Here is a 23,139-nt window from a genome sequence, read left to right on the forward strand (position 1 = left end):
TTCATCCGCGGTGGCGCCGATTTGGTTTTTTAAAGCATGTTAAGTTTTTGAACGGACGTTGATTTTTTTATGTTGTCGCACTAACTTCATAGCAACCGATAGGGTGCATCCCCATAAATATATAAGTGCAAAAAGCACGCTCGACCACCAATCCCATCGGTATATCGCTCGGTGCCGACACCAAGCCCAAGAAACCCTGAAGGATCAGACCGTTCTGCTTTCCGTAGGCGTCCTATGGACGCGATAACGGGCGCGCATGCCGACAGTGTCATGTTGCGTCGCACAAGAAATTGGAGAAAACGGTTACTGAGAATAGGTTTCAGTTTCAGTGTCGTGGACCGATAACTCTTCCAGGATTCGCCAGGGAAAAGGTCAACTGGTTTGCATTCCTGGAGAACCGAGGAAGATGACGATGCGAAAATTATTAACGGGCATGACAATGTTGATCGCAGCAGGCTTGAGCCAGGCTGCGACCGCTGAAGAAGAACCACTGCGTTGGGCAGGCTGCGGTATCACCAAGAAGGCGTTCATGGGCGAGCTGGCAGCGGCGTACAAGCGCAAGTACGGCGTAGAGATCGTGTTGGAAGGCGGCGGCGCCACCAAGGGTATCCGCCGGATCAGCAGCAAAGAAGTCCACCTCGGCGGCGCCTGCCGGCCGAAGCTGCCTGCGAATGCCGAAGAGGCATCGGCGCAGTTGAACCCGGTAGCCTGGGACGCCCTGGTTGTGATCGTGCACAAGGACAATCCGGTCGATAACATCAGTCTGCAACAGCTCAAAGACCTGTACGACGGCAAGATCACCAACTGGAAAGATCTGGGCGGACCGGACAAGCCGATCGATCTGCTGATTCGTAAAGGTAAGATCTCGGGCGTCGGCCTGACCCTGCGCGAACTGGTGTTCCATGATGGCGACCACGAATTCGTATCCAAGCACCAGTTTCCGTCGACCGGTCCGCTGGAAAAGGCTGCCGAACAGAACGTGAACGCGATTGGCGTCACCGGCATCAGCAGCGCCTTGAAACGCAACGTGAAACTGCTGAAGCTCGAAGGCAAAGATCCGAACTACGACAACATCCGTACCGGCGAGTACCTGCTCTACCGGCCGCTGTATATCGTGTTCAACCCGGCGCAGGAGCGTTACCGCGAGGTGAAGCGCTTTATCGACTTCGCCCACACCCGTGTTGGCCGCGACATCATTCGTAGTGCCGGCGCAGTGCCCTATCTCGATGCCCTGCCGCTGATCCACAAGCAGCGGGAGCAGTGGAAAGAGTCGCGCGAATCGACCTACGCTGCGCAGTAACAGCCAAAGTGCGGGCCGGCTGGACCGGCCCGCACTACCCCCCCTCTCGAAGGCCGTCGTCCGCACGGTTTGCTAAATTCCCACTGATCCAGCTCTGTCGGCACAAAACTGAACCGGCGCACAACATTTCAAACAACCCGGTTATTTCTTTGGGTTTAAGGTTCAGTTTCATCGCAACCCACCGATAATTCCTGCACGTTTTTCTCAAGGACGAGCACCCTGCGTCGGTTCGTCCTGATATTCCGAGGGTCTTTCAATGAAGAAGTTGATCTCTGCTGCCGCGCTGATTTTCGCGGCCAGCATGGGGCAAAGCGTTTCCGCCGACGAAGAACCACTCTTGTGGGCCGGTTGTGGTATCGCGAAAAAGGCGTTCATGGAGGAACTCGCCGCTGCGTACAAACGCAAGTACAACGTCGATATCACCCTGGTGGGCGGTGGCGACAACAAGGGACTGCGCAGCATCAACGACGGAACCGCCGATATCGGCGGCGCCTGCCGGCCAAAGATCGCCGGCATCAAGGAAGAGTCGGATGCGCAACTGAACCCGGTCGCCTGGGATGCGCTGGTCGTCATCACGCATAAGGACAACCCGGTCAACGACATCAGCCTGCAGCAATTGCGCGATCTGTACGACGGCAAGCTGACCAACTGGAAAGAGCTCGGCGGGCCCGACAAGCCGATCGAGCTGCTGGTGCGCAAGAGCAAGATCTCGGGCGTCGGCCACTCGTTGCGAGAGCTGGTGTTTCACGACCACGACCACGACTTCGTCACCACGCACGAGTTTGCCTCGAGCGGCCCGCTGGAAGACGAAATCGAAAAGAACCCGCAGGCGGTCGGCGTGACCGGCATCAGCAGCGCCTTGAAGCGCAACGTCAAGATGCTGAAGCTGGAGGGCAAAAAGCCGAGCTACGACACGATTCGTACCGGTGAATACGTGCTGTACCGCCCTCTGTACATCGTCTTCAACCCGGCGAGCAAACGCTACCGCGAGGTCAAACGCTTTATCGATTTCGCTCACTCGCAGGCCGGACGCGAGATCATCCAAAGTGCCGGCACGGTACCGTATCTGGACGCGCTCAGCCTTGTCAGGAAACAACGCGAGCAATGGAAGGCATCGCGCGAGCTGGGCCTGGCCCAATAACCACCTCCTCGGCCCGGCATCTGCCGGGCTTTTTCGTTCCGGCAGTTTGAACGAAGCGATCTTGTCTCTGCTTGGTACGGCGAACGCCTCATGCGCCGCCGGCCTTTTACCCATCGACCAAGGCGCCCCGCGTCACCGACCTTTCCGGCTCGGTGCACGCCCGCACGGCAAGGCCATGTCCGGCCACAACGGCCACGGATTTCGTCACTGAATTCAGTTTGATTTCACGCAACCCGGCGGAGTGATGTTGGCGTGTAAATTAACTACTAGAGGCTGTTTCTGCTCTTTGCCCGTCGACGGGAGGTGTCTTATGTACAAGCGCATGGCAATCACAGCATTGGCTGGGCTGCTGTCACTGGCAGCTACATCGGCCCACGCATGGTGGGGTGGCGGCTGGAACCCCTATGATCCTTGGGATCCCCGCTACTGGATGGAAGAGTTCTTCGGCGGTGGTGGCTACTACGGTGGCGGGCCCTGGGGTTACGGTGGTGGGCCTTGGGGATACGGCGGAGGTCCGTGGGGCTACGGTGGCGGACCGTGGGGGTACACAGGACCCTGGGGATATGGCGGAGGCCCTTGGGGCGGCTACCACGGGCATCCATACTCCGGCTATGGCCCTTGGGGTTACGGCGTTCCGTACTACGGTTATCGCTATGGCCCGGCCGCCACGTCGTCGACCGCTACGACCACCGAGAGCAATTAGTCGCAGCAACATCCCTGCCGCGCAGCCGGCAGGGGTTTCCCTCGCCTTACGCTGCCGATAGGCTTTGTCGTCGTCAATATCGAAGTGAAAAGCTATGGACGACATCATCGTCTGGATCATTATCGTCGCGTTCTACGCGCCGCTGCATTTCCTGTTGCCGACCCTGTTCCTGTTCATCACCGGCAGTGAGTCGAACGAGGTTCGACGACAATTGATCCACAAGGCATTGATCGACTCTGCGCTGTCGATGGTCGCAGCCTTTGTCGTTGTGATCCTCCTGGTTCAGGCCGACCGGATTCCACTGGCGATGCTGGTGCTGTTGTTGTCGATGGCGATTCCGTTCATTCGGATCTGGCGCTGCCGTCGCACTATCGCCGGCGACGTACCGGCCGACTAGCCACATACGCCGGCCGACATAAACAAAAAAACCGCAGCGTTACTGCTGCGGTTTTTCTTGGGTAAATATTTACTGTCCGATCAGGTCTCGTCGCGCATCTGTTCGTCGACCTTGGCGTTGCGTGCTTCCACCTCGGCCTTGGCGCGCGCCTCCCAGACGTCTTTGCGGGTCTCCACGCGCTTTTCCCACGCGCCGCTCTGTTCCGGAATCGTCTTTTCGCCGAACAGTGCCTGGCGCATCAAACGATTGCCCAGGTCGATCAACGCCAGATCGTCTTCGACGATCTGCTGGTAGGTCTCTTCGGGCAGATTGTAGGTCGCCTTGAAGTTGTCGCTCATAACGAACTTGCGGAACATGTCGAAATTGAACGAGGCCATGAAGAACAGCTGCAGGCTCATCTCGTTCGGCTTGCCTACGCCGGGGCCGCCGGACTTCTTCTTCAGGATCAGCTCATACCAGGCCCTGTTGTGCTCGTCGTAGTCTTCGACGCCCTGTTCCTGGCGATAGTCACGCAGGGTGATCTGGCGCGATTCGTCGTGTCCCTTACAGTGCTCTTCCTTGACCAGGGAGTACTGCTGCTTGGCCTCGTAGGTGTCCTTCTCGCGCATGTTGAGCAATGCGACCGGGTAATAGCGACACACCGTAGGACGGTCTTCGTACACGCTACAGCCATTGTCGCCGTCGAGAAACAGGCAGGCGCCGCCGTTGTCCGTGCGCAGCTTGATCCCGGGCACGCCATCCGCATCGATCTGGAAAGGTACCGTGTGTTGCTTGAGGAAGTCGGCCGAACTCATCTTCAGACGCTTCTGCAGGCGATACACGTCGTATGGCGCCAGGGTGACATCGGCGTTCTTGCAGCAGGCATTGAAGCAGGAGATGCCCTTGTAACATTTAAAATTGATAACGCTGTCTTCAGTCAGCAGAGACGGCACCGCCGGGCTGGCAAACTGTTCGGGGATATCGAATTTTCCGTCGCTCATAGGGGGTTCCTCGGCTCCGTGATTAACGTCAGGGATGACTGTCGCTGACTAACGGTAACGCACGACAGGGCCGCGCAAAGGTCGGGAATTATACGGTTTTTCACCTGCGTTCGCCGCCTGCGATTTTCTATATCCCAATGCGTGCAAATTGGGTACGCTTTATCACGTTGACAGCGAGATTTTGGCTACGAATTTAGATCTGCCGCGATGGAAGAGGATTTTGAGAGCGCCACGCGCGCACGGATACTGGAACTGCGCCTCGAGCACCGCGATCTCGACGACGCGATCCATCGCCTCGTGCATGATCCATGTGTCGATCAGCTCGGCCTGCGACGGATGAAGAAACGCAAACTATTGCTCAAAGACGCCATCGCGCGCCTCGAAAGCAGCCTGATTCCTGACCTGGACGCCTGACCGCCCCCTCTCGGCCGAGCGCCCCCTACCGCGTACTAGCCATGTGCCGCAGCCGGCTTGCTGCAGCGCAATATCAACCTGCGTCCGGCCGCTGAAACAGGTGGCATCGCCTGCATGTGCAAACTGTGGGCGTGGGTATACAGTTATTGAGGGCGGTCGCCGATCGAGCACAACGCCTGTTTTGAGGCTTAGCCGCCCAGACACTACGCCGTCAACGCCGGAGGGCATCACAATGAAGACAACAATGATTGCGCTGGGATTAGCTGCATGCCTGGCTGCCCCCGCCTTACAGGCGGCATCGGGCGATGCCGGCAACGAAGTGGACGACGCCGAGAGCTACTGCGCGAAGCAGGCCGAGCAGGAGCAGGTCATCAGCGATGAGCGTGCCGACTACATGGCCGATTGCATCGCCGATCGCCGCGATACCCTGCAGAGCGACGAGGGCGACGCGGTAGACAAGGCCGCGGGCACCGAATAAGCCCGCAATACGCTTTCGTATTCGTCGGCCGCACCCTCAGCGGCCGATCGCATAAAAAAACCGGGCACCTTACGGTGCCCGGTTTATCAGTCAGCAAACTGTCAAGCAGTGATTACTTGAACAGCTTCGACTTGTCGACCAAGTCCTTGTGGGCGCGCTTGAAGCAGGTCCAGGTCTTGGTGGTCTTGTCGTAGACCGAGTTTACGAAGCACTTCCAGTTTTCTTCGTCGACGAAGTTTTTGTCCATGCGGTAGTAGAAGCCCGGGTAACGGGATTCTTCACGGAACTGGATGTGTTTCATGTGGGCTTCCGCGGTCAGGATGCGGTGGTAGTTCTCCCACGCGCGCAGCAGCTCGTGGAGGTCCTTCGCACGCATCTTCAGCGCGTCTTCCTTCAGCATTTCCAGCTTCTGCTCCGCCAGAGCGAGCATGTGCTCGTTGGTGGTGTAGTAGGTGGCAACACCCGCGACGTATTCGTCCATGATCTTCTGCAGACGGAACTGCAGCATCTTCGGCGTGATGTAGTTCGGGTTCACGTCGATCGCGGTGCTGTAGTCCTTGTGCTCAAGGTAGTTACGTACCGGACGGTAGATCTCTTCGATCAGCTCGTCGACCGAGGTGTCGAGCTCTGGGCTGAGATCTTTGTTGTCCATGACGTACTTGACCATCGACTTGGCACACATGCGGCCTTCGGCGTGCGAGCCGGAGGAGAACTTGTGGCCGGATGCGCCGACGCCGTCACCCGCGGTGAACAGACCGGCAACGGTGGTCATGCCACGGTAGCCCCAGTTCCAGCCATTCGGCAGGTGACCCGGGATACCATCGCCGAGGCCTTCTTCGGTCGGCGCGCCGACGTCGGTCGGACCCGAAACCCAGATGCCGCAGCAGCCCGAGTGCGAGCCGAGCAGGTACGGTTCGGTCGGCATCAGCTCGGAGTTCTTCTTCTCCGGCTCGATGTTTTCACCCGCCCAGATACCACACTGGCCGATACACATGTCGAGGAAGTCTTCCCATGCCTCTGCTTCGAGGTGTTTTACCTCACGCGGCGACAGGGTTTCACGCAGGTTGGCCAGAGCGGTGACGGTGTCCATCCAGATCGGACCACGACCTTCACGCATCTCTTTCAACATCAGGTGGTTACGCAAGCAAGACGCAGGAACGGCAGCCTGACCGTAGGGCGGGTAGTCGTTCAGCATTTCCTTGTTGCGGTCCATGTACACTTCGCCGAAAGCGTTGGTGGCTTTCGATTTGAAGAGCAGGAACCACGCGCCAACCGGACCGTAACCGTCTTTGAAACGGGTCGGTACGAAGCGGTTTTCCATCATGGTCAGCTCTGCGCCGGCCTCTGCAGCCATGGCGTAGGTCGAACCAGCGTTCCATACCGGGTACCAGGCACGGCCCTGGCCTTCACCGACCGAACGCGGACGGAAGATGTTTACGCAGCCGCCGGCAACCAGCAGGATTGCCTTCGCTTTGTAGACGAACAGCTTGTGATCGCGAACCGAGAAACCGACAGCACCGGCGATGCGGTTCTTGTCGTTCTTGTCGTTGACCAGCTTGACGATGAAGACGCGCTCCTGGATACGGTCGGTACCCAGTGCCTTCTTGGCGGCTTCAGCGACGATCCACTTGTAGGATTCGCCGTTGATCATGATCTGCCACTTACCGGAACGTACCGGCTTGCCACCGTCTTTCAACGGGGTCATGCCCTTCGAACCGTCGTGACGCTCACCGTTCTCGTCGGTCTTCCAAATCGGCAGACCCCATTCTTCGAACAGGTGAACCGACTCGTCAACGTGGCGACCCAGGTCGTAGGCCAGGTCGTCGCGGGTGATGCCCATCAGGTCGTTCGAGACCATGCGAGCGTAGTCCGCCGGGTCCTGCTCCGAACCGATATAGGTGTTAATTGCCGACAGACCCTGGGCAACGGCACCTGAACGGTCCATTGCGGCCTTGTCGACCAGTTTCACTTTGATGTCGACACCCTGCTTCTTGGCAGCGTCGAGCCACGGACCAATCTCGTAACCGGCACCGCAGGCGGCCATGCCACCGCCGATGATGAGGATGTCTACCTCTTCTTCGACGACGTCTGGTTTACCGAATTCAGCCATTGTTTATACCTCTTTGTACCTAAATCTCTTGTTTGCGGGCGGACTGCGATTACTTCGCGATCAGCTCGCTCGGATCACCGGCGCGGTAGCCGTTCGCTTCAACAAAGAACTTGTTGTCAGCGATCTTGCTGATGTCAGCTTCTGGCTTGCCGCCGTAAGGATCGATAGAACCTTCCGGGGTGGTACGGATCGGGAATTTGAAGCGCTTCATGGTGCCGTTGCGGAACTTGATGGTCCACATGATCGAGTCGGTACCACGCAGCGGCTGTACGGAGGCGCCGAGCGGAACGATGTCAGCATACGGACGCGCTTCGATAGCGTTTTGCGGGCAGATCTTGATGCAGGAGTAGCACTCCCAGCACTGTTCCGGCTCCTGGTTGTAAGACTTCATGGCATGGCCGGTTTCCGAACCATCCTTATCCAGTTTCATCAGATCGTGCGGGCAGATATACATGCACGCCGTCTTGTCCTGGCCCTTACAGCCATCGCACTTATCGGTACGTACGAATGTAGGCATCGATGATTTCTCCTGAGGTTTACACTGCAGTGTTGACGTCGCCCGCGGGCGACAGTTCTCTAAGAAGGTCGGCAAACTCTTGTGCTGCGGAGCTTCCCGAGCGTCTTCTATTCGTGGGGCCCTCGTCTGGCAACCCGGCTTCCGGATAGCCGACCTCTGCCAGGTCAGGCGCGCACTCGTCTCTAACGCGCAGGCGCCCGGCGGGGCCTCGGGGTCGCTAAACATAGAGAGGGCGGGGAAAAAAGGCCAAACAGTTTTACGGCCGGCTGGCATAAATTAGCCTTATTTCTTTTTCTAATACAGATCATCAAAGTTCTGTTTTTCTTCAACTTTTCAACGAGTCCAAAGCACCGTCGGGACTACCCTGCGGCGCTTGACGTGGACAAGCACGTGATACATTCCCGATAGCGATGAAGGATCTTCCCCTATGAGCGAATCCAACCCACCGGATGCCGAGCTGTTCATCGCCTCGGGATGCGCACACTGCCCGGTCGTTCTCAGCGGCCTCGCAGAACTGGTCAAGGCCGGCAGGATCGGCCGCCTGACCGTGGTCAATGTCGCCAGCGAACCCGAAACCGCGCGCCAGCGCGGCATCCGCAGTGTGCCGTGGACGCGTATCGGACCGTTCGAGCTGATCGGCAATCACTCGCCGCAGGAGTTGGCGGACTGGGCCGAGCGCGCAGGCAGCGCGGCAGGTATCGGCGAGTATCTGACCAGCCAGCTGGCCGCCGGCGAACTCGACGCCGTAATCGCCGCCTGCCGCCGTCATCCGGTGCTGCTACCGGTGCTGCTCGAATTGGCGGCCGACCTCGAAATCCCGTTTGCCGTGCGCATCGGCATCGGCGCAGTCGTAGAGGATCTGGGCCCGCAGGGTTATCTGAATGATCACCTGGAGAATGTGCTGGCGTTGGCCGACGACCCGCAACCGCAGGTGCGTGCCGATGCCGCGCATTTCCTCGGCCTGATCGGCGGCGAGGCGGCGCATGCCAAGCTCACCGAGATGGCGAACGACGACGATGCGCAGGTGCGGGAGATCGCCACCGACTCGTTGAACGACCTTGAGACCACGCGCCGGTAACATTTGATCCGCCCGACACCTCGCATTCATGGCGAGGTCGGTTAGACTTGGCGCGCTTTCTTCTATCAACCGGCACAGCATGCAGATTCCCGACCGCGAAGCGCAGATTGTCCAGACGCACGCTCCGTTCATTTGCCAGGTGGTGCAACTGATTCAGGGTGGCGACAAACCGCAACTCGACAGCGTGCTGAAAACCGCCGCCGAGAACGGCTGGGATGCGCTGGTCGGCGCCGTCCGCCAGATAGCCGCCGGTCGTCGCGACGACAGTGTTTGCCAGGGTCTCGACGACGAAGACCGCGCCATTGCCGAAGCCATCCTGCGCGGCCTGCAGGACCCGGCCACCCTGCCAGACCCGGCCAAAAAGGCCGACCCGACACTGGCGGCACCGGGCCTCGCCCACATGATCCATTCGGCAGCCACCGGCAACCCGCAGGCGCTGGCGTTGATCAGCCAGATGGCCGAGCAGATGAGCAAGGTGGGCGGCGACATGAGCCGTGTCGCCGGCGCCATCCGCCCGATGATCAACGGCGAACGCGACCCTGACAGGCTGTGCGCCAACATGGACGCGCGTGGCCAGCAGCTGGTGCTGCAGATCCTCGACGAACTGGGCAAGCTGGACCTGCATTGATGAATCGCCTGCAGCATTTCATTTTCATCGGCGCGGTCAACGGCTTTCTCGCGGTCGCCCTGGGTGCGTTCGCCGCACATGGGCTGAAGGGGCTGCTGAGCCACGGCATGCTCGACATCTTTCAGACCGGGGTCGACTACCAGGCCACGCACGCGCTCGCGCTGCTACTGGTCGGACTGCTCGGCAACCACAGCAACCACCGCTCGCTCGGCTATGCCGGCTGGGCATTCGCCACCGGCATTCTGCTGTTCTCCGGCAGTCTCTACCTGCTCGCGGTGACCGACATCCGCTGGCTCGGCGCGATCACACCGGTCGGCGGCACACTGTTTCTGTTCGGCTGGGCCGCGCTTGCCTGGTACGGTTTCCGTAAAGACGCGTGATCGATCCAGCCCCGCTGCGCAATCGCGTGCTCAAGAATCAGCGCCACCTCGCCAAATGGGCGCGGCGCGAAGGTATCGAGGCGTTCCGCCTGTACGATCGCGACATGCCCGAGTTTCCGATGGCGATCGACCGCTATCGCGACTGGCTGCACGTGCAGGTGTTCGAGAAGAAGCGCACCTTCAGCGATCAGGAACTGGACGCGGTACGCGCCGACCTCGCCGACGCACTGGACATCCCGCCGCAGCAGGTCATCCTCAAGTACCGGCGTCGCCAGCGCGGCACGAGTCAGTACGAAAAACTCGATACGGCCACACCGTCTTTCACCGTCGAAGAGCGTGGCCTGCGCTTTGAGGTGAACCTGGGACGCTACCTGGATACCGGCCTGTTCCTCGACCACCGAGACACACGCCGCATGGTCGGCGAACTGGCCGACAACAAGACCTTTCTCAACCTGTTCGCCTATACCGGCAGCTTCACCGTGTATGCCGCCGCCGGTGGCGCGCGGCGCAGCGTGACGGTGGACATGTCGAACACCTACCAGGCCTGGAGCCGGCGCAACCTGGTGCACAACCAACTGCAGGACGACGAGCGGCATACCTTCGTGCAGTCGGACGTGCTCGCCTTTCTCCACCGCATGCGCGCGGCGCGCGCCCTGTTCGACCTGATCGTGCTCGATCCACCGAGCTTCTCGAACTCGAAACGCATGCGCGATACCTTCGATGTGCAACGCGACCAGGTGGCGCTGCTCGACGCCACCGTGTCTCTTCTGGCACCCGGGGGCACGCTGTTTTTCTCGAACAACCGCCAGGGATTCAAGCTCGATCCGCAGGTCGCCGATCTGGCCGAGGTCGAAGAGATCACGCAGCAGACCGTGCCGCCCGACTTTCAAAGGTTCCAGCCGCACCGCTGCTGGCGGCTGAACAAAACCTAGCGAGCAGAGCTACCGGCTTTCTTTCCCGGCTGGCGTGCGTCTACTATCGCAACATGAGCAAGCGCCTCCTGATTATCGAAGACGACAACGCTTTGCAGCAGATGCTCGCATTGCATTTCGAAGATCAGGGTTTCAGCGTCGACACCGCGGATAATTGCGGTGCAGGCGAATCGCTGGCCGCCGACGCAAGCTACGACCTGGTAATGCTCGATCAGCAGTTGCCCGACGGTCACGGCATCGATCTGCTGCCGCGCTTGCGCGATCGGCTGCCCGATACCGCGATCATCATGATGACCGGGCAACACGATCTCGAACTCGCCATCGAGGCCATCAAGCGCGGCGCTGCCGACTTCGTCCACAAGCCGATCAAGACGGCCACGCTGCAGTCGACGGTCGACCGGGTTCTGGCAGCCCGCAAATCGCCCGTCGGCGATAAACCGGCGACGCCCACACGCACCTTCGGCGACCTGATCGGGCGCAGCGAGGGCATGCTCGAGGTCAGCAAACAGATCGCCCTGTCGGCCAGCAACCAGGCGACCGTACTGATCAGCGGCGAATCGGGTACCGGCAAAGAGGTGGTCGCGCGACTGATTCATCAGCACAGCCAGCGCAGCGGTCCGTTCATCGCCATCAACTGCGCCGCGATCGTCGATTCGTTGCTCGAAAGCGAATTGTTCGGCCATGAGAAGGGCGCATTTACCGGCGCCGACCGTAGCAAGCCCGGCAAATTCGAGTTGGCCAACAACGGCACCCTGTTTCTCGACGAGATCGCCGAACTGGCGCCGACGCTGCAAGCGAAACTGCTGCGCGCCTTGCAGGAGCGGGTGATCGAACGTGTCGGCGGCACGTCGTCGATCGAGGTCAATGCACGCATCATCGCCGCCACCCACCGCGACCTGTTCGAACGCGCGAGCCAAGGGGCATTTCGAGAAGATCTCGCCTATCGCCTGAACGTGATCAATATCCTTATCCCGCCGCTGCGCGAACGCCGCGAAGATATCCCGCTGCTCGGCGAGGCCTTGCTGGCGAAGGTCGCCGGCCAACACGGGCAGACCGCACCCACGCTTTCTGCGGCCGCGCTGAACCTGCTGCAAAGCCACGCCTGGCCGGGCAACGTACGTGAACTCGAAAACGTACTCACCCAGGCGTTAGTGTTTGCCCGCGGCGATAGTGAGATCACCCCGGCCCACCTCCGCCTGCAGACATCCGCTCCGGCTCGTGCGCTCGAGCCGAGCGCACCGCGCGACGACGCGCCCTTGCGAACCCTCGATGAAGTCGAAGCGGCGCATGTGCAGCGCGTGCTGGATCATACCGGCGGACACAAAGGGCGGAGCTGCGAAATCCTCGGCATCTCGCGCCCGGCACTCGACCGAAAGATCCAGAAATACGACCTGCGCCTGCCGCAGCGCGATTGACCGCCCAACGGTTTAACAGATCGTTAAATCCAGGATCGATGTAACGAAACGTTAAAACGATACGTTAAAATTCGCTTCGAGACGTCAGCATTTTTTCTTTTTAAAACAAAGCTTTAAAAACTGGCACGCGGCCTGCTCTGTCGTTCGGCAAATGAATTTTGCTGAAGGACGAAACCGATGACCGCCATTGCCTACGCCGCCGAACTCACCCAGCCTGAAGCCGGGACAGAACGCAGCGATGATCGCGAAAGCCGCTTCAACCAGCTGATCGCGGTGTACATGGATGACCTGTATCGCTACGCGCGCTGGCTCAGCGGCAATGCCGCAGTCGCCGACGACCTGGTACAGGACACCTTGATGCGGGCCTGGCGTTCGATGGACAAGTTGAACGACCCGAAGGCCGTGAAAGGCTGGCTGCTGACGATCCTGCGGCGCGAGAACGCCCGCCGCTTCGAGCGCAAGTCGCTGCCCGAAAGCGGCGTGCCGACCGAAGAGGTGGCCGCGCAACGCGAAGAGTACGACACCTCGACCGAGGCCTTCGTGCTCCGCCAGGCGCTGGAGAAGCTGCCACCCGAATACCGTGAGCCGTTGCTGATGCAGGTGGTGTACGGCTATTCGCAGAAAGAGATCGCGCTGCAACTCGGCATCTCGGTGGCCGGGGCCGGTACCCGCCTGTTCCGCGCACGCGAGAAACTGCGGGAGCTACTGTGATCGCGCGCCGCCCACCGCGCAAGCGTCTGCTGATCGTCGACGATGATGCCGGCCTCTGCCAGATGCTGGCCTGGGAGTTCGAAGATCTGGGATATGACGTTGAGCTGGCGTACGACTGCCGGGAGGGCGGCCGCTGTCTGTCCGACCGCCGCTTCGACGCAATCCTGTTGGACTATCACCTGCCCGACGGCAACGGCGTGTCATTGATGCGCCAGATGCGGCACCGTCAACCGGGGGCGGTCTGGGGATTGATGAGCGCAGACAGTGTGAATGGTGGTTTGCCCGGTTGCCTGCAACACCCGCCGGTCATGCCGTTCTTCGCCAAACCGGTGTCACCGCTGGCGGTCGATGCCGAGTTGGCCGCCATGGTGCCCGCCTGAAGGCTTCAGGCTTCGCTGCCGAGCGCTTTGAGCGAGCGCTTGTGGAAAACGCTCATTTCCTTGGCGGCCTGAACGTCGCCGTTGCGTTCGGCCACTTCGATACCCTGGCGCAGCACATCGGCAGCTTCGGCATGTTCACCCTTGGTCGACAGGGCCTTGCCGAGCACCTTCCATGCAGCGGAATAGTCGGCGTCGTGTTTCAGCGCTTCGCGCAGATGTGCGATGGCGGCGTCGGCATCGCCGATCTTGAGTAGCTCATTGCCCAGCGAATAGCGCAGCAGCGCGCCATCGACACCGCGCTCCAACATGCCGTGCAGATTGTCCAACATGGTCATGGCCGTTTCCTCGTTTTCATTATTGTCGCTGCAACTTATCCCAGGTTAAAGAGGGTGTTTTCCAGGGTAGGCAGCGCACAGCCTAGTTAGCAAGCACTAACTATCCAGAAACTTCTATTTTGGATTATAGAAAACAGCAGATTTAGGAAGCGGCGGGCGAGTTTCAGGTCTTTAGGTAGGTGTAACCGCGCAATCCCGCTTTCAGCTCGCGGTAATAGCTATCGATATACGCCTCTGAAACGCCCTCGGCACGGAGTCTCTGCAGGTAGGAGGTGAGCATCGCCTCGGGATCGAAATGCACATAGCGCAGCAGTTCGTCGACCGAATCGCCGCGCTCGGGCTCTGCCAGGCGGTACTTGCCGCCGGTCTCGGTAACGACATTAACCGCGTCGGTATCACCGAACAGATTGTGCATGTCGCCGAGGATCTCCTGGTAGGCGCCAACCAGAAAGATACCGAGCAGGTAGCGCTCGCCGGCACGCGGCTCGTGCAGCATCAGGGTGTTCTCCACGCCGTCCTGGTCGACGTAGTTTTCGATACAGCCATCGGAATCGCAGGTCAGGTCATGCATCAGCGCAGCCTGGTCGGGCAATTCGTTCAGGCGCTGCAGCGGCATCACCGGAAATATCTGTTCGATCGCCCAGATGTCGGGCAACGACTGGAACAATGAAAAATTGCAGAAAACCCGGTTGGCCAACATCTCGTTGAGCGCCTCGAGCAATTCACGATGCCGCCTGGACTCCAGGCGCAAGGCCCGCTTTACCTCGCGGGCGATGGCGAAAAACAGGGTCTCGGCAACCGCTCGACTCTGCAGCGTCATCGTACCTTGCGCGAACCGTTCATTGGCCTCGGCCAACAGGTGGCGTGCATTCTGGAAGCTCTGCGTCGGCACGCCGTCGCTCACCGCAGCGAGCAGCTCTTTCAGGCGGTACAACAGATCGTCGTCGACGGGATCACCGACCTCGAGATCGACGAAAGGCTGCTCGCGCTCGATCACGTCGGTGATCAATACCGCGTGGTGCGCCGTCATCGCGCGCCCCGACTCGCTGAACACCATCGGCTGCGGCAGATCGTGCTCTTCGCAGATGCGCGCGATCGGCCGCAGCACCTCTTCGGCATAGGCCGACAGATCGTAGTTGGTGGAGCAGTAGTGCTGTGAACGGCTCCCCTCGTAGTCGATACCGAGTCCGCCACCGACATCGATGACACGGATATCGGCACCGAGCCGGCGCAGTTCGACGAAATAGCGGGTCGCTTCGTTGATGCCGTGATGGATATCGCGCAAATCCGGAATCTGCGAACCAATGTGCGAATGCAGCAACGCCAGCCAGTGCAGGCAATCGCGCTCACGCAGACGCTCGACGAACTCCAGCACCTGCGACGCCGACAAGCCGAACTTGGATTTTGCGCCGCCGGAGTTCTGCCATTTGCCGGCGGCGACGGCGGCAAGGCGCACGCGCACCCCGAGCAAGGGGTCGATACCCAGATCGGCGGCTTCGGCGAATACCAAGTCGAGCTCGGTCGGCTTTTCGATCACGATATAGACCGCGTAACCGAGACGCCGCCCGATCAGCGCCAGACGGATATACTCACGGTCCTTGTAACCATTGCAGACGATCACCCCGCCCTGCGGCGCCGTCGCCAGCACCGCCATCAGTTCGGGCTTGCTGCCGGCTTCGAGGCCGACGCAGTCGCCGCCGCCGGCAACGATCTGTTCGACCACGCTACGCTGCTGGTTGACCTTGATCGGATAAACGGCGCGATAGCCGCCGGTGTAATCCAATGCAGCCGCGGCGTCGGCAAACGCCCCGCACAGGCGTTGCACGCGATGCTGCAGGATATCGTTGAAGCGCACCAGCACCGGCAGGCGCAGGCCCGAGGCCGTCAGATCCTGCGCCAGTTCAAACAGATCGATATCGTGCTCGTGCTTGGGATGCGGGCGGACGGTCGCATGGCCATGGTCGTTGATACCGAAATAGCCTTCTCCCCAACGGCCGACGCCGTAGTTCTGGGGGACTGATGCGACCTTTGCAGGCATAACGACCTCGTAAGATGGATGAGCGACCTGCCCGCTTGAAAAGAGCGCGCGAAGCGGCGGTCGGCGACAGGAGGATTATCCGGAAATTCGGCCGTGAACGCACTGCCTCGGCCGTACTATTCAACGCGCTTGTTGCCGGACGACAATCGTGCCGCTAAGGTGCGCCGCATCGAACCCCTGTCCCCGCTGGAGTATTGCATGTCACTGGACAAAGACTGGATTACCGAGATCTGCGAAGACGGCGGCTCGGCGTTTTCATTGAAAGGCGGCGAGAAGGTGTTTGAGCAGCAATCGCCGTTTCAGAAGGTCGAGGTCTTCAAGACGGAGACCTATGGCAAGCTGATGCTGATCGACGGCTGCACCATGGTCAGCACACGCGAAAACTTTCTGTACCACGAGATGATGAGCCACCCGGTGCTGTTCAGCCACCACGCGCCCAAGCGCGTCGCGATCATCGGCGGCGGCGATTGCGGCACACTCAGGGAAGTGCTCAAGCACCCTGAAGTCGAAAAAGCGGTGCAGATCGACATCGACGAAGTGGTCACGCGCGCCTCGGAGCAGCACTTTCCGGAATTGTGCGAGCTCAACGCCGATCCGCGTGCCGAGTTGCTGTTTATCGACGGCATCCAGTGGATGAAGGATGCACCGGCCGGCTCGCTCGACATCATCATTGTCGACTCGACCGACCCGATCGGCCCCGGCGAGGTGCTGTTCACCCCCGAGTTCTACAACGCCTGCTTCAACGCCCTCGACGACGGCGGACTGGTCATACAACAAAGCGAATCACCGCTGATTCACATGGCGATCCTCGAGCGCATGTACCGCAGCCTGAAAACGGCCCGCTTCGCCGATGCGCGCACGCTGTTCTTCCCGCAGCCGATCTACCCCACCGGGTGGTGGTCGGCCACGATCGGCGCCAAGAACACGCAGCTGGATGGTTTCCGCCGCGCAGATGCGGAAAACAAACCCTTCGAAACGACCTACTACAACGTCGAGATCCATCAGGCGGCGTTCGCCCAACCCGAGTTCTTCCGTAAGGCACGCACCGGCTGGCTGACGGATTGAACGCCGTGTGACGGGCCTCACGCGCCCAAACAAGGCGCTCGAGGTGTGATCGCGTTCGCCTAAAGTCCGCGAAACCAAAGCCGATTTAAGCTCCTGAACGGGGTATGGATCACGTCCTCGCACCGCGGGAGCCGACAGAGCCTTGTGCTGGGCTCCGTTGCGCCATCACGATCACCGCTGTTCCTTACAGATAATTCACGCTTAACGGAGCATCCAATGCGGCTTTTTCGATCACTGATGTCAGTCGCGGTGCTGGGCCTGCTCATCGGCAGTTACGCGCAGGCCGCGGGCAACGCGGAGGCCGAAGGCCGCAAACTCGCGCAGGCCGTGTACGACGCACCCGACGGTAAAGACTTCGCCTCGCGCGCCACCATGACCCTGATCGAGAAGGGTCGCGATCCGCGCAAACGCACGATGTATACACTCAGCGTCGAACCCAAGCAGGGTGAGCGCTGGTCGCTGACGCGCTTTACAAGTCCTAACGACATCGACGGCGTCGGCCTGTTGACCAAAGACCATCCCGGCGACGAGAGCGATCAATGGCTTTACCTGCCCGCCCTCGACCGCGTGCGCCGCGTATCCTCATCACGCAAAGGGGGGCGCTTCGTCAACTCCGACCTGTTCTTTGAAGATCTGCGCGACCGCGAAGTGGACATGGACAAGCACCTCTACAAGGGCGAAGGCAAGTTCGGCAAGCTGAAGGTCAAGTTGCTGGAAAGCACCCCGGTCGATCCGGACAACTCGGTGTACACCAAGCGCATCAGTTGGGTACACCCGAAAACCCTGATCCCGTTGCGCGTCGATTTTTACCAGGCGCATTCAAGCAAGCCGGTCAAGCGGCTGCTGGTCAAACGTATCAAGCGCGTGCAGGGATTTTGGACCGTACTCGACAGCACGATGCAGGATCTCAAGTCAGGCCACACTACCCGTATAACCTTGTCGTCACTTAAGTATAATCAGGGGATACCCGATCGATTGTTTAGCAGCCAAGCACTGGCGGATGACCGTGCAGAAATAAAATATCGGCCGTAGATCGATCGCTTCTTGAAAGGACACAAGGACTATAACCACATGTACTTTCCGCGATATACCGGGCGCGTTTTCGCAACGCTTCTTCTCACCGCTTCTGTTTCCCCGATCGCTCTCGCCGCCGACGAGATCGTAATCGAGGAAGAAATCACCATCGACGCCAGCGACAGCGCGCCGGCGGAAGAGATCCTGATCGACGACACCGGTTCGCCGGCTATTGAGTCGGGCGATATCGTCATCGACGAACCCGCATCGGAGCAGTCCGACACGATCGTGATCGACGACAGCACGCCGGCTGAAAGCACTGAAACCGAGATGGCGGAGTCGTCCAACTTCGACATCGGCCTGGACAAGGCACGCGTCGAATACGGTTACGTCTACCCGTCCGACAGCGAGGCCGACAACACCTTCTACGGCCATCTCTCAGGATCGGCCAACTGGCAGCCGGACCCGTCTTGGGAGTTCCAGGCCGCAGCGCGCGTTGACGGCAACGGCCAGAGCGGCGGCGAGTCCAATGGCACTTTTGCCGGTGACTACGGCGATACCTTCGTACGCTTCCGTGGCGACACCACGCGTGTCACGCTCGGCACCCAGACCGTGATCTGGGGACGCATGGACGAGATCCCGCTGTCCGACTTCGTCAGTACTGCCGACCTGTCGCGCTTCGTGCTCGACGACCTCGAAGACCGGCGACGTTCGAACCCGGTGCTGCGTCTCGAATCCTTCTTCGGCGCCGGCAAGCTCGACGTGGTCTGGCTGTTCGACTTCCGACCGGCGGAACTGCCCGACCAAGACAGCATCTGGTATCCGATCAACCGCGATTCCGGTCGCATGCTCGGCTTCGATCCGGATGACATCCCCGCGGCAGCAGTCCGCGATGCCGAGATCTCGGACGAAGAGACCGAGGGCGATGGCGGCTTTGGCGCACGCTATACGCGCGCCCATTCATTTGCCGACATCGGCGTGACGGTTGCCCATGTACGTCAGTCGACACCCTATTACCGCATGGTCGCCCCCGGCCGGTTCGAGGCCGAGTATCAGCGCTCGTGGAACTACGGTATCGACGCTGCCTTCGAGGCAATGGGCGCCACCGTACGGGTCGAGGCCGCCTATTTCAGCGACATGCCGGTGACGCGCACCGACTTCAGCTATACGACGACCGAGGCCGTACTGTGGGGCGCCGGTGTCGAAATGCATCCCGGCGATGGCGATACCCGGGTCAATGTTCAGGTGATCGGCAGCAACCTGGTCAACGCACCCGACGTGCTCGACCGCGAAAACGTCTACAGTCTGAATGGCGAGGTCGACGTACCGTTTGACCGTGGTCGCTGGCGTGCAAGCCTCGACTTCAACCTCGGCCTCAACGATACCGACGTGTACCTGAACCCAGAAATCGCCTTCCTCGGTTGGGAGCCACACGAGTTGTACCTGGCGGTGCACTACTTTGACGGCGACGACGACACCCTGGGTGGCTTCCACGAAGACCATTCGTCGATCAACCTGGGTTGGCGCTCGACGTTTTAACCACCATGGAACCTGATTGGCGTGATTGACGACTCCCTGCGACCGGCACATGCGGAACGTTCCCGACAAGCGGTCGCTTTCGTTCATGAAGGGTTCTTCGTCTACGCCAATCAGCCATTCCTCGAACGCCTAGGCTACAAAACCTTCGAGGACCTCGAAGCGGTCCCGCTGCTCGACCTGGTCGAAGGAACCGACCACGAGCGTCTGCGCGAGCATCTCGAGGCTGCCAAGCAGACCGCCGGCACCGACGCCAAGCCACCCGAAGCCCGGCTGTTGCTGCGGCGCGCCGACGACCTCCCGTTATCCGGCACCTTCACCTCGTTCCGCACGCGCTACGCCGGCGAAGACTGTGTTCAGCTCAACCTGAAGACCCGCGAGGACAGCAGCCTCAAGCAGGTCGTGCAGAACCTCCCCTGGCGTCTGTATCTCAGCCTGATCTTTCTGGTGTTGTTCACCGTTCTGCCGTCGACGATGCTGCTCAAGCTCAACATCGACAACTCGCCGAGCGTGTACTTCCCCGACGACGAGCCCGCGGTGGTGCTCGACAACGAACTCAAAGAACGATTTCCCGGCGACCAGGTCTTTTTGCTGGTCTTCGACGGCGTCGCACTGTATTCCGACGGTTTCCTCGAAGCCTATGACCAACTCGGCAAGGCACTGCACAAGCTGCCGTTGATCGATGACGTCATCTCGGTCACCAACCAGGACCACATCCGCGGCGGCAAAGACAGCTTCATCGTCGAGCCATTGATCGACGTGCGCGAACTCGAGAACTCGCGCCCCAAGGCGCGACAGCAGCACATCCTCGGCGACCGCTTCGCCAAGGGCGCGCTGATCTCGCAAGAAGGCAATGCGCTGGCGATGGTCGTGATTCCGGGCGAGAGCGGCAACAGCCTCGAACGCCTGGAGATGGAAGGCGAGATCATGGCCGCGGTCGACGATGCGCGCCTCAGCGGCTACCTGACCGCGGTCGCGGGCTGGATTCCTGTCGACGTCGCCGAACTCAAATCGATGCTCAGCGACAACGCGGTGTTCATTCCGGCTACCGTCATCACCGGCCTGTTGTTGATCTGGTGGCTGTTCCGCCGCTGGCTGGCGGTCATCCTCGCCGGCGTGGCGATCAGCGTGGTCGTGAACTCGACGGTCGCAATCTACGTGCTGCTCGACCAGCCGTTCACGCTGGTGTCGAGCATCATCTCGCCAATGCTGTCGGCGCTGACGGTGGCGGCGCTGGTGCACCTGTTCAACGCGCTCTACCAGGCGTCGCGCCACGGCTATACCGGTCGGGAACGCGTCGAGCGTGCGCTCGAAGAAATCGACAAGCCGGCAATGTTCGCCGCGCTCACCACGGCAGCCGGTCTGGCCTCGCTGGGCACCAGCCCGATCGTGCCGATCAAGGTCTTCGGCCTGTTCTCGGCATGCGGCGTCGCGCTGATCTACGTGGTGGTCTACCGCGTGCTGCCGAACGTGTGCGTGCGCTGGGACAGAACGCCGTGGCCGCGCGTCAAAGGCGGGTTGAGTACGATGGACCATGTCGTGCGCAGCATGGCCTACTTCGGCATGCGCCACCCGTTGATCGTGATCGTGTTCACCCTGGGCGGGCTGGCCTTCGGCTTGCCGCAGCTCGCCAAGGTCAAGGTCGAGACCAATTTTCAGGAGTACTTTCCTTACGAGCACACTGTACGCGCAGCAACCCGGCTGGTGGACGAACAGTTCGTCGGCACGATGCCGCTGGAGGTCAGCTTCAATGCCGCGCAGCGCGATGGTCTGGTCGATCATACGATCTTGCAGAAGATGCGCGATTTCCAGGCCTGGGCCAAGTCGCAGCCGGAGATCGACCGTACCTTCTCGATGGTCGACTTCATCGAAGAGATGAACTGGGCGTTCAACGCCGAAAAGCCCGAGTTCCGCAAGCTGCCCGACGATGACCAGCTGATCAGCCAGTACCTGCTGGTGTACGACGGCGAGGATCTGTTCGACTTCGTCGACCGCGACTACCAGCACGCGCACATCGTGCTGAACCTCAACGTGCATAGTGCCAACGAGATCTCCGGCGTGATGGACAAGATCCGCGCCTACCTCGGTGAGCATGTCGGCGATCAGGTCGACTGGGAGATCGCCGGTGCCGGCCGTCTGTTCGCCGACATGGAAGACCTGTTGGTGGCCGGCCAGGTCTACAGCCTGTGGGGCGCACTGGTTCTGATCTACGTCTTCATGCTGATCCTGTGGCGCACCCCCTGGGGCGCGGCGCTGTGCATGATCCCCAACCTGTCACCGATCCTGCTGATCTTCATCATCATGGGGCTGTTCGGTATCTGGCTGGACATGGCGACCGCGATGATCGCCAGCGTCGCGGTGGGTATCGCCGTCGACGACACCATCCACGTCTACCATGGCGTGCGCAATCGCATTCAGAACGGCATCTCGCCGGTCATCGCGATGGCCCGCGCCTATCGCGAGGCCGGTCGAGCGGTGGTCGTCACCACCATCATCTTGAGCGCGCAGTTCTTGATCCTGGTGACGTCGGACTTTGTACCGACGCGTAACTTCGGCCTACTGACCACGATCGGCCTGATTGCCGCCCTGGTGTTCGACCTGGTGTTGCTGCCGGCATTGCTGATCGTGATCTTCGGCCGCAATAGCGCGGTTGCAGCCTGGCTGGCGCGTCTGCCCTGGGCCAAAGTCAAAGCTGCGGTGCAAACCGAAGACGCAGCCGAGCCGGGCTTCGACAGACTCTACTGGACGCCCGAACGCCGGGTTGCGCTGGTACGCGAAGTGATGTCGGGCAAGATGGCGGTCGCGGCGGCGGCTCGTGAATACAACGTGCCGGAAGACAAGATCGAGAAGTGGGTCGAGCGCGTCGAACAGAGCATCAACGACACATTCAGCGACAAGCTACCGATCTCTCGGCGCGACCCGGCCAAGGTGCGCGCACTCGCCAAGGCCTATCAGAAGCTGAAGATCGAAAACCGCGTGCTCAAAGCCAAGACGGCGGAGTTGGAATCGGACAGCGAACTCGCCGACGAGGTCAGGCACGCTCCATAGTCACGAAGCTGTAGGCGTGCGGATTGCGCGCGTCGGCCTCGTGACATTCGCGTGCTACCTCTTTCCATGCATCGCGGTCGAATGCCGGGAAGCGGGTGTCGCCGTCGAAGTCATCGTGTACAAAGGTCAGGTACAGGCGCGAGGCCATCGGCAAGGTCTGCGCATACAGGTTGGCACCGCCGACGATCATCATCTCATCGGCATCACCGGCCAGCGTCAGCGCTTCATCGAGTGAACGCGCAATCTCCGCGCCTTCGGCCACATAGTCCGGGTCGCGAGTCACTACGATATGCCGACGATGCGGTAGCAGACCGGGCAGCGACTCCCAGGTGCGTCGACCCATGATGATCGGCTTGCCCATGGTCAGGCGTTTAAAATGTCCGAGATCCGCCGGCAATCGCCAGGGAAGTTGATTGTCACGGCCGATGACGCCGTTGTCCGCCATCGCAGCGATCAGGGAAAGGTTGGGTAACACGTGCATGCGCGGATTCTATCAGGCGGCGCAGCGTACCCAGGGGGGAATGTTTGCGAACCCGCTA

At 60.5% G+C, this 23,139-nt stretch carries 23 protein-coding genes; 17 read left to right on the plus strand and 6 right to left on the minus strand.

Annotation, left to right across the window (positions count from 1 at the left end):
- Window positions 1-433 precede the first annotated feature (433 nt).
- The 4 genes from B1781_RS21625 to B1781_RS21640 all read left to right on the plus strand — a co-directional run bounded on the left by B1781_RS21625 (window position 434) and on the right by B1781_RS21640 (window position 3,541).
- Window positions 434-1,300, plus strand: coding sequence for a phosphate ABC transporter substrate-binding protein (locus B1781_RS21625; RefSeq protein WP_334223817.1), 867 nt, complete (start codon window positions 434-436; stop codon window positions 1,298-1,300).
- Between the two features lie 256 nt (window positions 1,301-1,556).
- Window positions 1,557-2,441, plus strand: coding sequence for a phosphate ABC transporter substrate-binding protein (locus B1781_RS21630; RefSeq protein ID WP_078121673.1), 885 nt, complete (start codon window positions 1,557-1,559; stop codon window positions 2,439-2,441).
- Window positions 2,442-2,751: 310 nt separating this feature from the next.
- Entirely contained in the window at window positions 2,752-3,144 is a 393-nt protein-coding gene (locus B1781_RS21635) for a hypothetical protein (protein ID WP_078121674.1), read from the plus strand.
- A 94-nt stretch (window positions 3,145-3,238) separates the two neighbouring features.
- Window positions 3,239-3,541 carry a hypothetical protein gene (locus B1781_RS21640; protein ID WP_078121675.1) on the plus strand — a complete coding sequence of 101 codons (303 nt, stop codon included), beginning with the start codon at window positions 3,239-3,241 and terminating at the stop codon, window positions 3,539-3,541.
- Window positions 3,542-3,621: 80 nt separating this feature from the next.
- Here B1781_RS21640 and B1781_RS21645 read toward each other — a convergent pair whose 3' ends face one another.
- Complete coding sequence (locus B1781_RS21645) at window positions 3,622-4,521, minus strand: YkgJ family cysteine cluster protein (protein ID WP_078121676.1); 900 nt, start codon at window positions 4,519-4,521, stop codon at window positions 3,622-3,624.
- Window positions 4,522-4,728: 207 nt separating this feature from the next.
- Between B1781_RS21645 and B1781_RS21650 the strand changes: the two genes are divergently transcribed.
- Complete coding sequence (locus tag B1781_RS21650) at window positions 4,729-4,935, plus strand: YdcH family protein (protein WP_078121677.1); 207 nt, start codon at window positions 4,729-4,731, stop codon at window positions 4,933-4,935.
- Window positions 4,936-5,167: 232 nt separating this feature from the next.
- A complete protein-coding gene (locus tag B1781_RS21655; RefSeq protein WP_125932220.1) occupies window positions 5,168-5,413 on the plus strand; it encodes a hypothetical protein in 246 nt (81 codons plus the stop codon).
- 112 nt (window positions 5,414-5,525) lie between these two features.
- Here B1781_RS21655 and aprA read toward each other — a convergent pair whose 3' ends face one another.
- Window positions 5,526-7,523: an adenylyl-sulfate reductase subunit alpha gene (aprA, locus tag B1781_RS21660; protein ID WP_078121679.1), complete on the minus strand. Its 1,998-nt coding sequence runs from the start codon at window positions 7,521-7,523 to the stop codon at window positions 5,526-5,528.
- Between the two features lie 49 nt (window positions 7,524-7,572).
- The gene (gene aprB / locus B1781_RS21665) at window positions 7,573-8,040 is read right to left on the minus strand and encodes an adenylyl-sulfate reductase subunit beta (protein WP_078121680.1); all 468 of its coding nucleotides are present in this window, start codon (window positions 8,038-8,040) and stop codon (window positions 7,573-7,575) included.
- Window positions 8,041-8,467: 427 nt separating this feature from the next.
- Here aprB and B1781_RS21670 point away from each other — a divergent pair, with 427 nt between their 5' ends.
- The 7 genes from B1781_RS21670 (at window position 8,468) to B1781_RS21700 (ending at window position 13,564) form a co-directional block, all read left to right on the plus strand.
- Window positions 8,468-9,118: a HEAT repeat domain-containing protein gene (locus B1781_RS21670; RefSeq protein WP_078121681.1), complete on the plus strand. Its 651-nt coding sequence runs from the start codon at window positions 8,468-8,470 to the stop codon at window positions 9,116-9,118.
- A gap of 79 nt (window positions 9,119-9,197) precedes the next feature.
- Window positions 9,198-9,746, plus strand: coding sequence for a hypothetical protein (locus B1781_RS21675; protein WP_078121682.1), 549 nt, complete (start codon window positions 9,198-9,200; stop codon window positions 9,744-9,746).
- Window positions 9,746-10,126, plus strand: coding sequence for a DUF423 domain-containing protein (locus B1781_RS21680; protein WP_125932221.1), 381 nt, complete (start codon window positions 9,746-9,748; stop codon window positions 10,124-10,126). Before B1781_RS21675 ends, B1781_RS21680 begins: the two co-directional genes overlap by 1 nt.
- Window positions 10,123-11,058 carry a class I SAM-dependent methyltransferase gene (locus tag B1781_RS21685; RefSeq protein WP_174575423.1) on the plus strand — a complete coding sequence of 312 codons (936 nt, stop codon included), beginning with the start codon at window positions 10,123-10,125 and terminating at the stop codon, window positions 11,056-11,058. Before B1781_RS21680 ends, B1781_RS21685 begins: the two co-directional genes overlap by 4 nt.
- A gap of 53 nt (window positions 11,059-11,111) precedes the next feature.
- Window positions 11,112-12,473 (plus strand): sigma-54-dependent transcriptional regulator, encoded by a 1,362-nt coding sequence (locus B1781_RS21690; RefSeq protein ID WP_078121683.1) that lies wholly within the window; start codon window positions 11,112-11,114, stop codon window positions 12,471-12,473.
- Window positions 12,474-12,650: 177 nt separating this feature from the next.
- Entirely contained in the window at window positions 12,651-13,184 is a 534-nt protein-coding gene (locus B1781_RS21695) for a sigma-70 family RNA polymerase sigma factor (RefSeq protein WP_078121684.1), read from the plus strand.
- Window positions 13,181-13,564, plus strand: coding sequence for a response regulator (locus B1781_RS21700; protein WP_078121685.1), 384 nt, complete (start codon window positions 13,181-13,183; stop codon window positions 13,562-13,564). The genes B1781_RS21695 and B1781_RS21700 overlap by 4 nt, the downstream gene beginning before the upstream one ends.
- A gap of 5 nt (window positions 13,565-13,569) precedes the next feature.
- Here the strand turns inward: B1781_RS21700 and B1781_RS21705 are convergent, their stop codons facing one another.
- Window positions 13,570-13,899, minus strand: a complete 330-nt coding sequence (locus B1781_RS21705) for a tetratricopeptide repeat protein (protein ID WP_078121686.1) — start codon at window positions 13,897-13,899, stop codon at window positions 13,570-13,572.
- Window positions 13,900-14,062: 163 nt separating this feature from the next.
- Entirely contained in the window at window positions 14,063-15,937 is a 1,875-nt protein-coding gene (gene speA / locus B1781_RS21710; RefSeq protein WP_078121687.1) for a biosynthetic arginine decarboxylase, read from the minus strand.
- Window positions 15,938-16,135: 198 nt separating this feature from the next.
- On the opposite strand from speA, the gene speE reads away from it, so the two are divergent.
- The 4 genes from speE (at window position 16,136) to B1781_RS21730 (ending at window position 22,600) form a co-directional block, all read left to right on the plus strand.
- Window positions 16,136-17,002 (plus strand): polyamine aminopropyltransferase, encoded by an 867-nt coding sequence (gene speE / locus B1781_RS21715; protein WP_078122182.1) that lies wholly within the window; start codon window positions 16,136-16,138, stop codon window positions 17,000-17,002.
- 216 nt (window positions 17,003-17,218) lie between these two features.
- Complete coding sequence (locus B1781_RS21720; protein WP_125932222.1) at window positions 17,219-18,034, plus strand: outer membrane lipoprotein-sorting protein; 816 nt, start codon at window positions 17,219-17,221, stop codon at window positions 18,032-18,034.
- Between the two features lie 39 nt (window positions 18,035-18,073).
- Entirely contained in the window at window positions 18,074-19,555 is a 1,482-nt protein-coding gene (locus tag B1781_RS21725; RefSeq protein ID WP_078121689.1) for a hypothetical protein, read from the plus strand.
- A 21-nt stretch (window positions 19,556-19,576) separates the two neighbouring features.
- Window positions 19,577-22,600, plus strand: a complete 3,024-nt coding sequence (locus tag B1781_RS21730; RefSeq protein WP_078121690.1) for an MMPL family transporter — start codon at window positions 19,577-19,579, stop codon at window positions 22,598-22,600.
- Here the strand turns inward: B1781_RS21730 and folA are convergent.
- Window positions 22,584-23,081 (minus strand): type 3 dihydrofolate reductase, encoded by a 498-nt coding sequence (folA, locus tag B1781_RS21735; RefSeq protein WP_078121691.1) that lies wholly within the window; start codon window positions 23,079-23,081, stop codon window positions 22,584-22,586. The genes B1781_RS21730 and folA overlap by 17 nt on opposite strands.
- Between the last annotated feature and the right edge of the window lie 58 nt (window positions 23,082-23,139).

The organism is Thiosocius teredinicola (assembly GCF_002009425.1).
GTDB classification, from domain to species: Bacteria; Pseudomonadota; Gammaproteobacteria; order Chromatiales; family Chromatiaceae; genus Thiosocius; species Thiosocius teredinicola.

Coding starts and splice junctions, on each gene's coding strand:
- B1781_RS21670 (WP_078121681.1), top strand. CDS start 8,468: ATGAGCGAATCCAACCCACCGGATGCCGAGCTGTTCATCGCCTCGGGA.
- aprA (WP_078121679.1), bottom strand. CDS start 7,523: ATGGCTGAATTCGGTAAACCAGACGTCGTCGAAGAAGAGGTAGACATC.
- B1781_RS21675 (WP_078121682.1), top strand. CDS start 9,198: ATGCAGATTCCCGACCGCGAAGCGCAGATTGTCCAGACGCACGCTCCG.
- B1781_RS21690 (WP_078121683.1), top strand. CDS start 11,112: ATGAGCAAGCGCCTCCTGATTATCGAAGACGACAACGCTTTGCAGCAG.
- B1781_RS21705 (WP_078121686.1), bottom strand. CDS start 13,899: ATGACCATGTTGGACAATCTGCACGGCATGTTGGAGCGCGGTGTCGAT.
- B1781_RS21655 (WP_125932220.1), top strand. CDS start 5,168: ATGAAGACAACAATGATTGCGCTGGGATTAGCTGCATGCCTGGCTGCC.
- B1781_RS21635 (WP_078121674.1), top strand. CDS start 2,752: ATGTACAAGCGCATGGCAATCACAGCATTGGCTGGGCTGCTGTCACTG.
- aprB (WP_078121680.1), bottom strand. CDS start 8,040: ATGCCTACATTCGTACGTACCGATAAGTGCGATGGCTGTAAGGGCCAG.
- B1781_RS21680 (WP_125932221.1), top strand. CDS start 9,746: ATGAATCGCCTGCAGCATTTCATTTTCATCGGCGCGGTCAACGGCTTT.
- B1781_RS21625 (WP_334223817.1), top strand. CDS start 434: ATGACAATGTTGATCGCAGCAGGCTTGAGCCAGGCTGCGACCGCTGAA.
- B1781_RS21640 (WP_078121675.1), top strand. CDS start 3,239: ATGGACGACATCATCGTCTGGATCATTATCGTCGCGTTCTACGCGCCG.
- speE (WP_078122182.1), top strand. CDS start 16,136: ATGTCACTGGACAAAGACTGGATTACCGAGATCTGCGAAGACGGCGGC.
- B1781_RS21650 (WP_078121677.1), top strand. CDS start 4,729: ATGGAAGAGGATTTTGAGAGCGCCACGCGCGCACGGATACTGGAACTG.
- speA (WP_078121687.1), bottom strand. CDS start 15,937: ATGCCTGCAAAGGTCGCATCAGTCCCCCAGAACTACGGCGTCGGCCGT.
- B1781_RS21695 (WP_078121684.1), top strand. CDS start 12,651: ATGACCGCCATTGCCTACGCCGCCGAACTCACCCAGCCTGAAGCCGGG.
- B1781_RS21720 (WP_125932222.1), top strand. CDS start 17,219: ATGCGGCTTTTTCGATCACTGATGTCAGTCGCGGTGCTGGGCCTGCTC.
- folA (WP_078121691.1), bottom strand. CDS start 23,081: ATGCACGTGTTACCCAACCTTTCCCTGATCGCTGCGATGGCGGACAAC.
- B1781_RS21630 (WP_078121673.1), top strand. CDS start 1,557: ATGAAGAAGTTGATCTCTGCTGCCGCGCTGATTTTCGCGGCCAGCATG.
- B1781_RS21645 (WP_078121676.1), bottom strand. CDS start 4,521: ATGAGCGACGGAAAATTCGATATCCCCGAACAGTTTGCCAGCCCGGCG.
- B1781_RS21725 (WP_078121689.1), top strand. CDS start 18,074: ATGTACTTTCCGCGATATACCGGGCGCGTTTTCGCAACGCTTCTTCTC.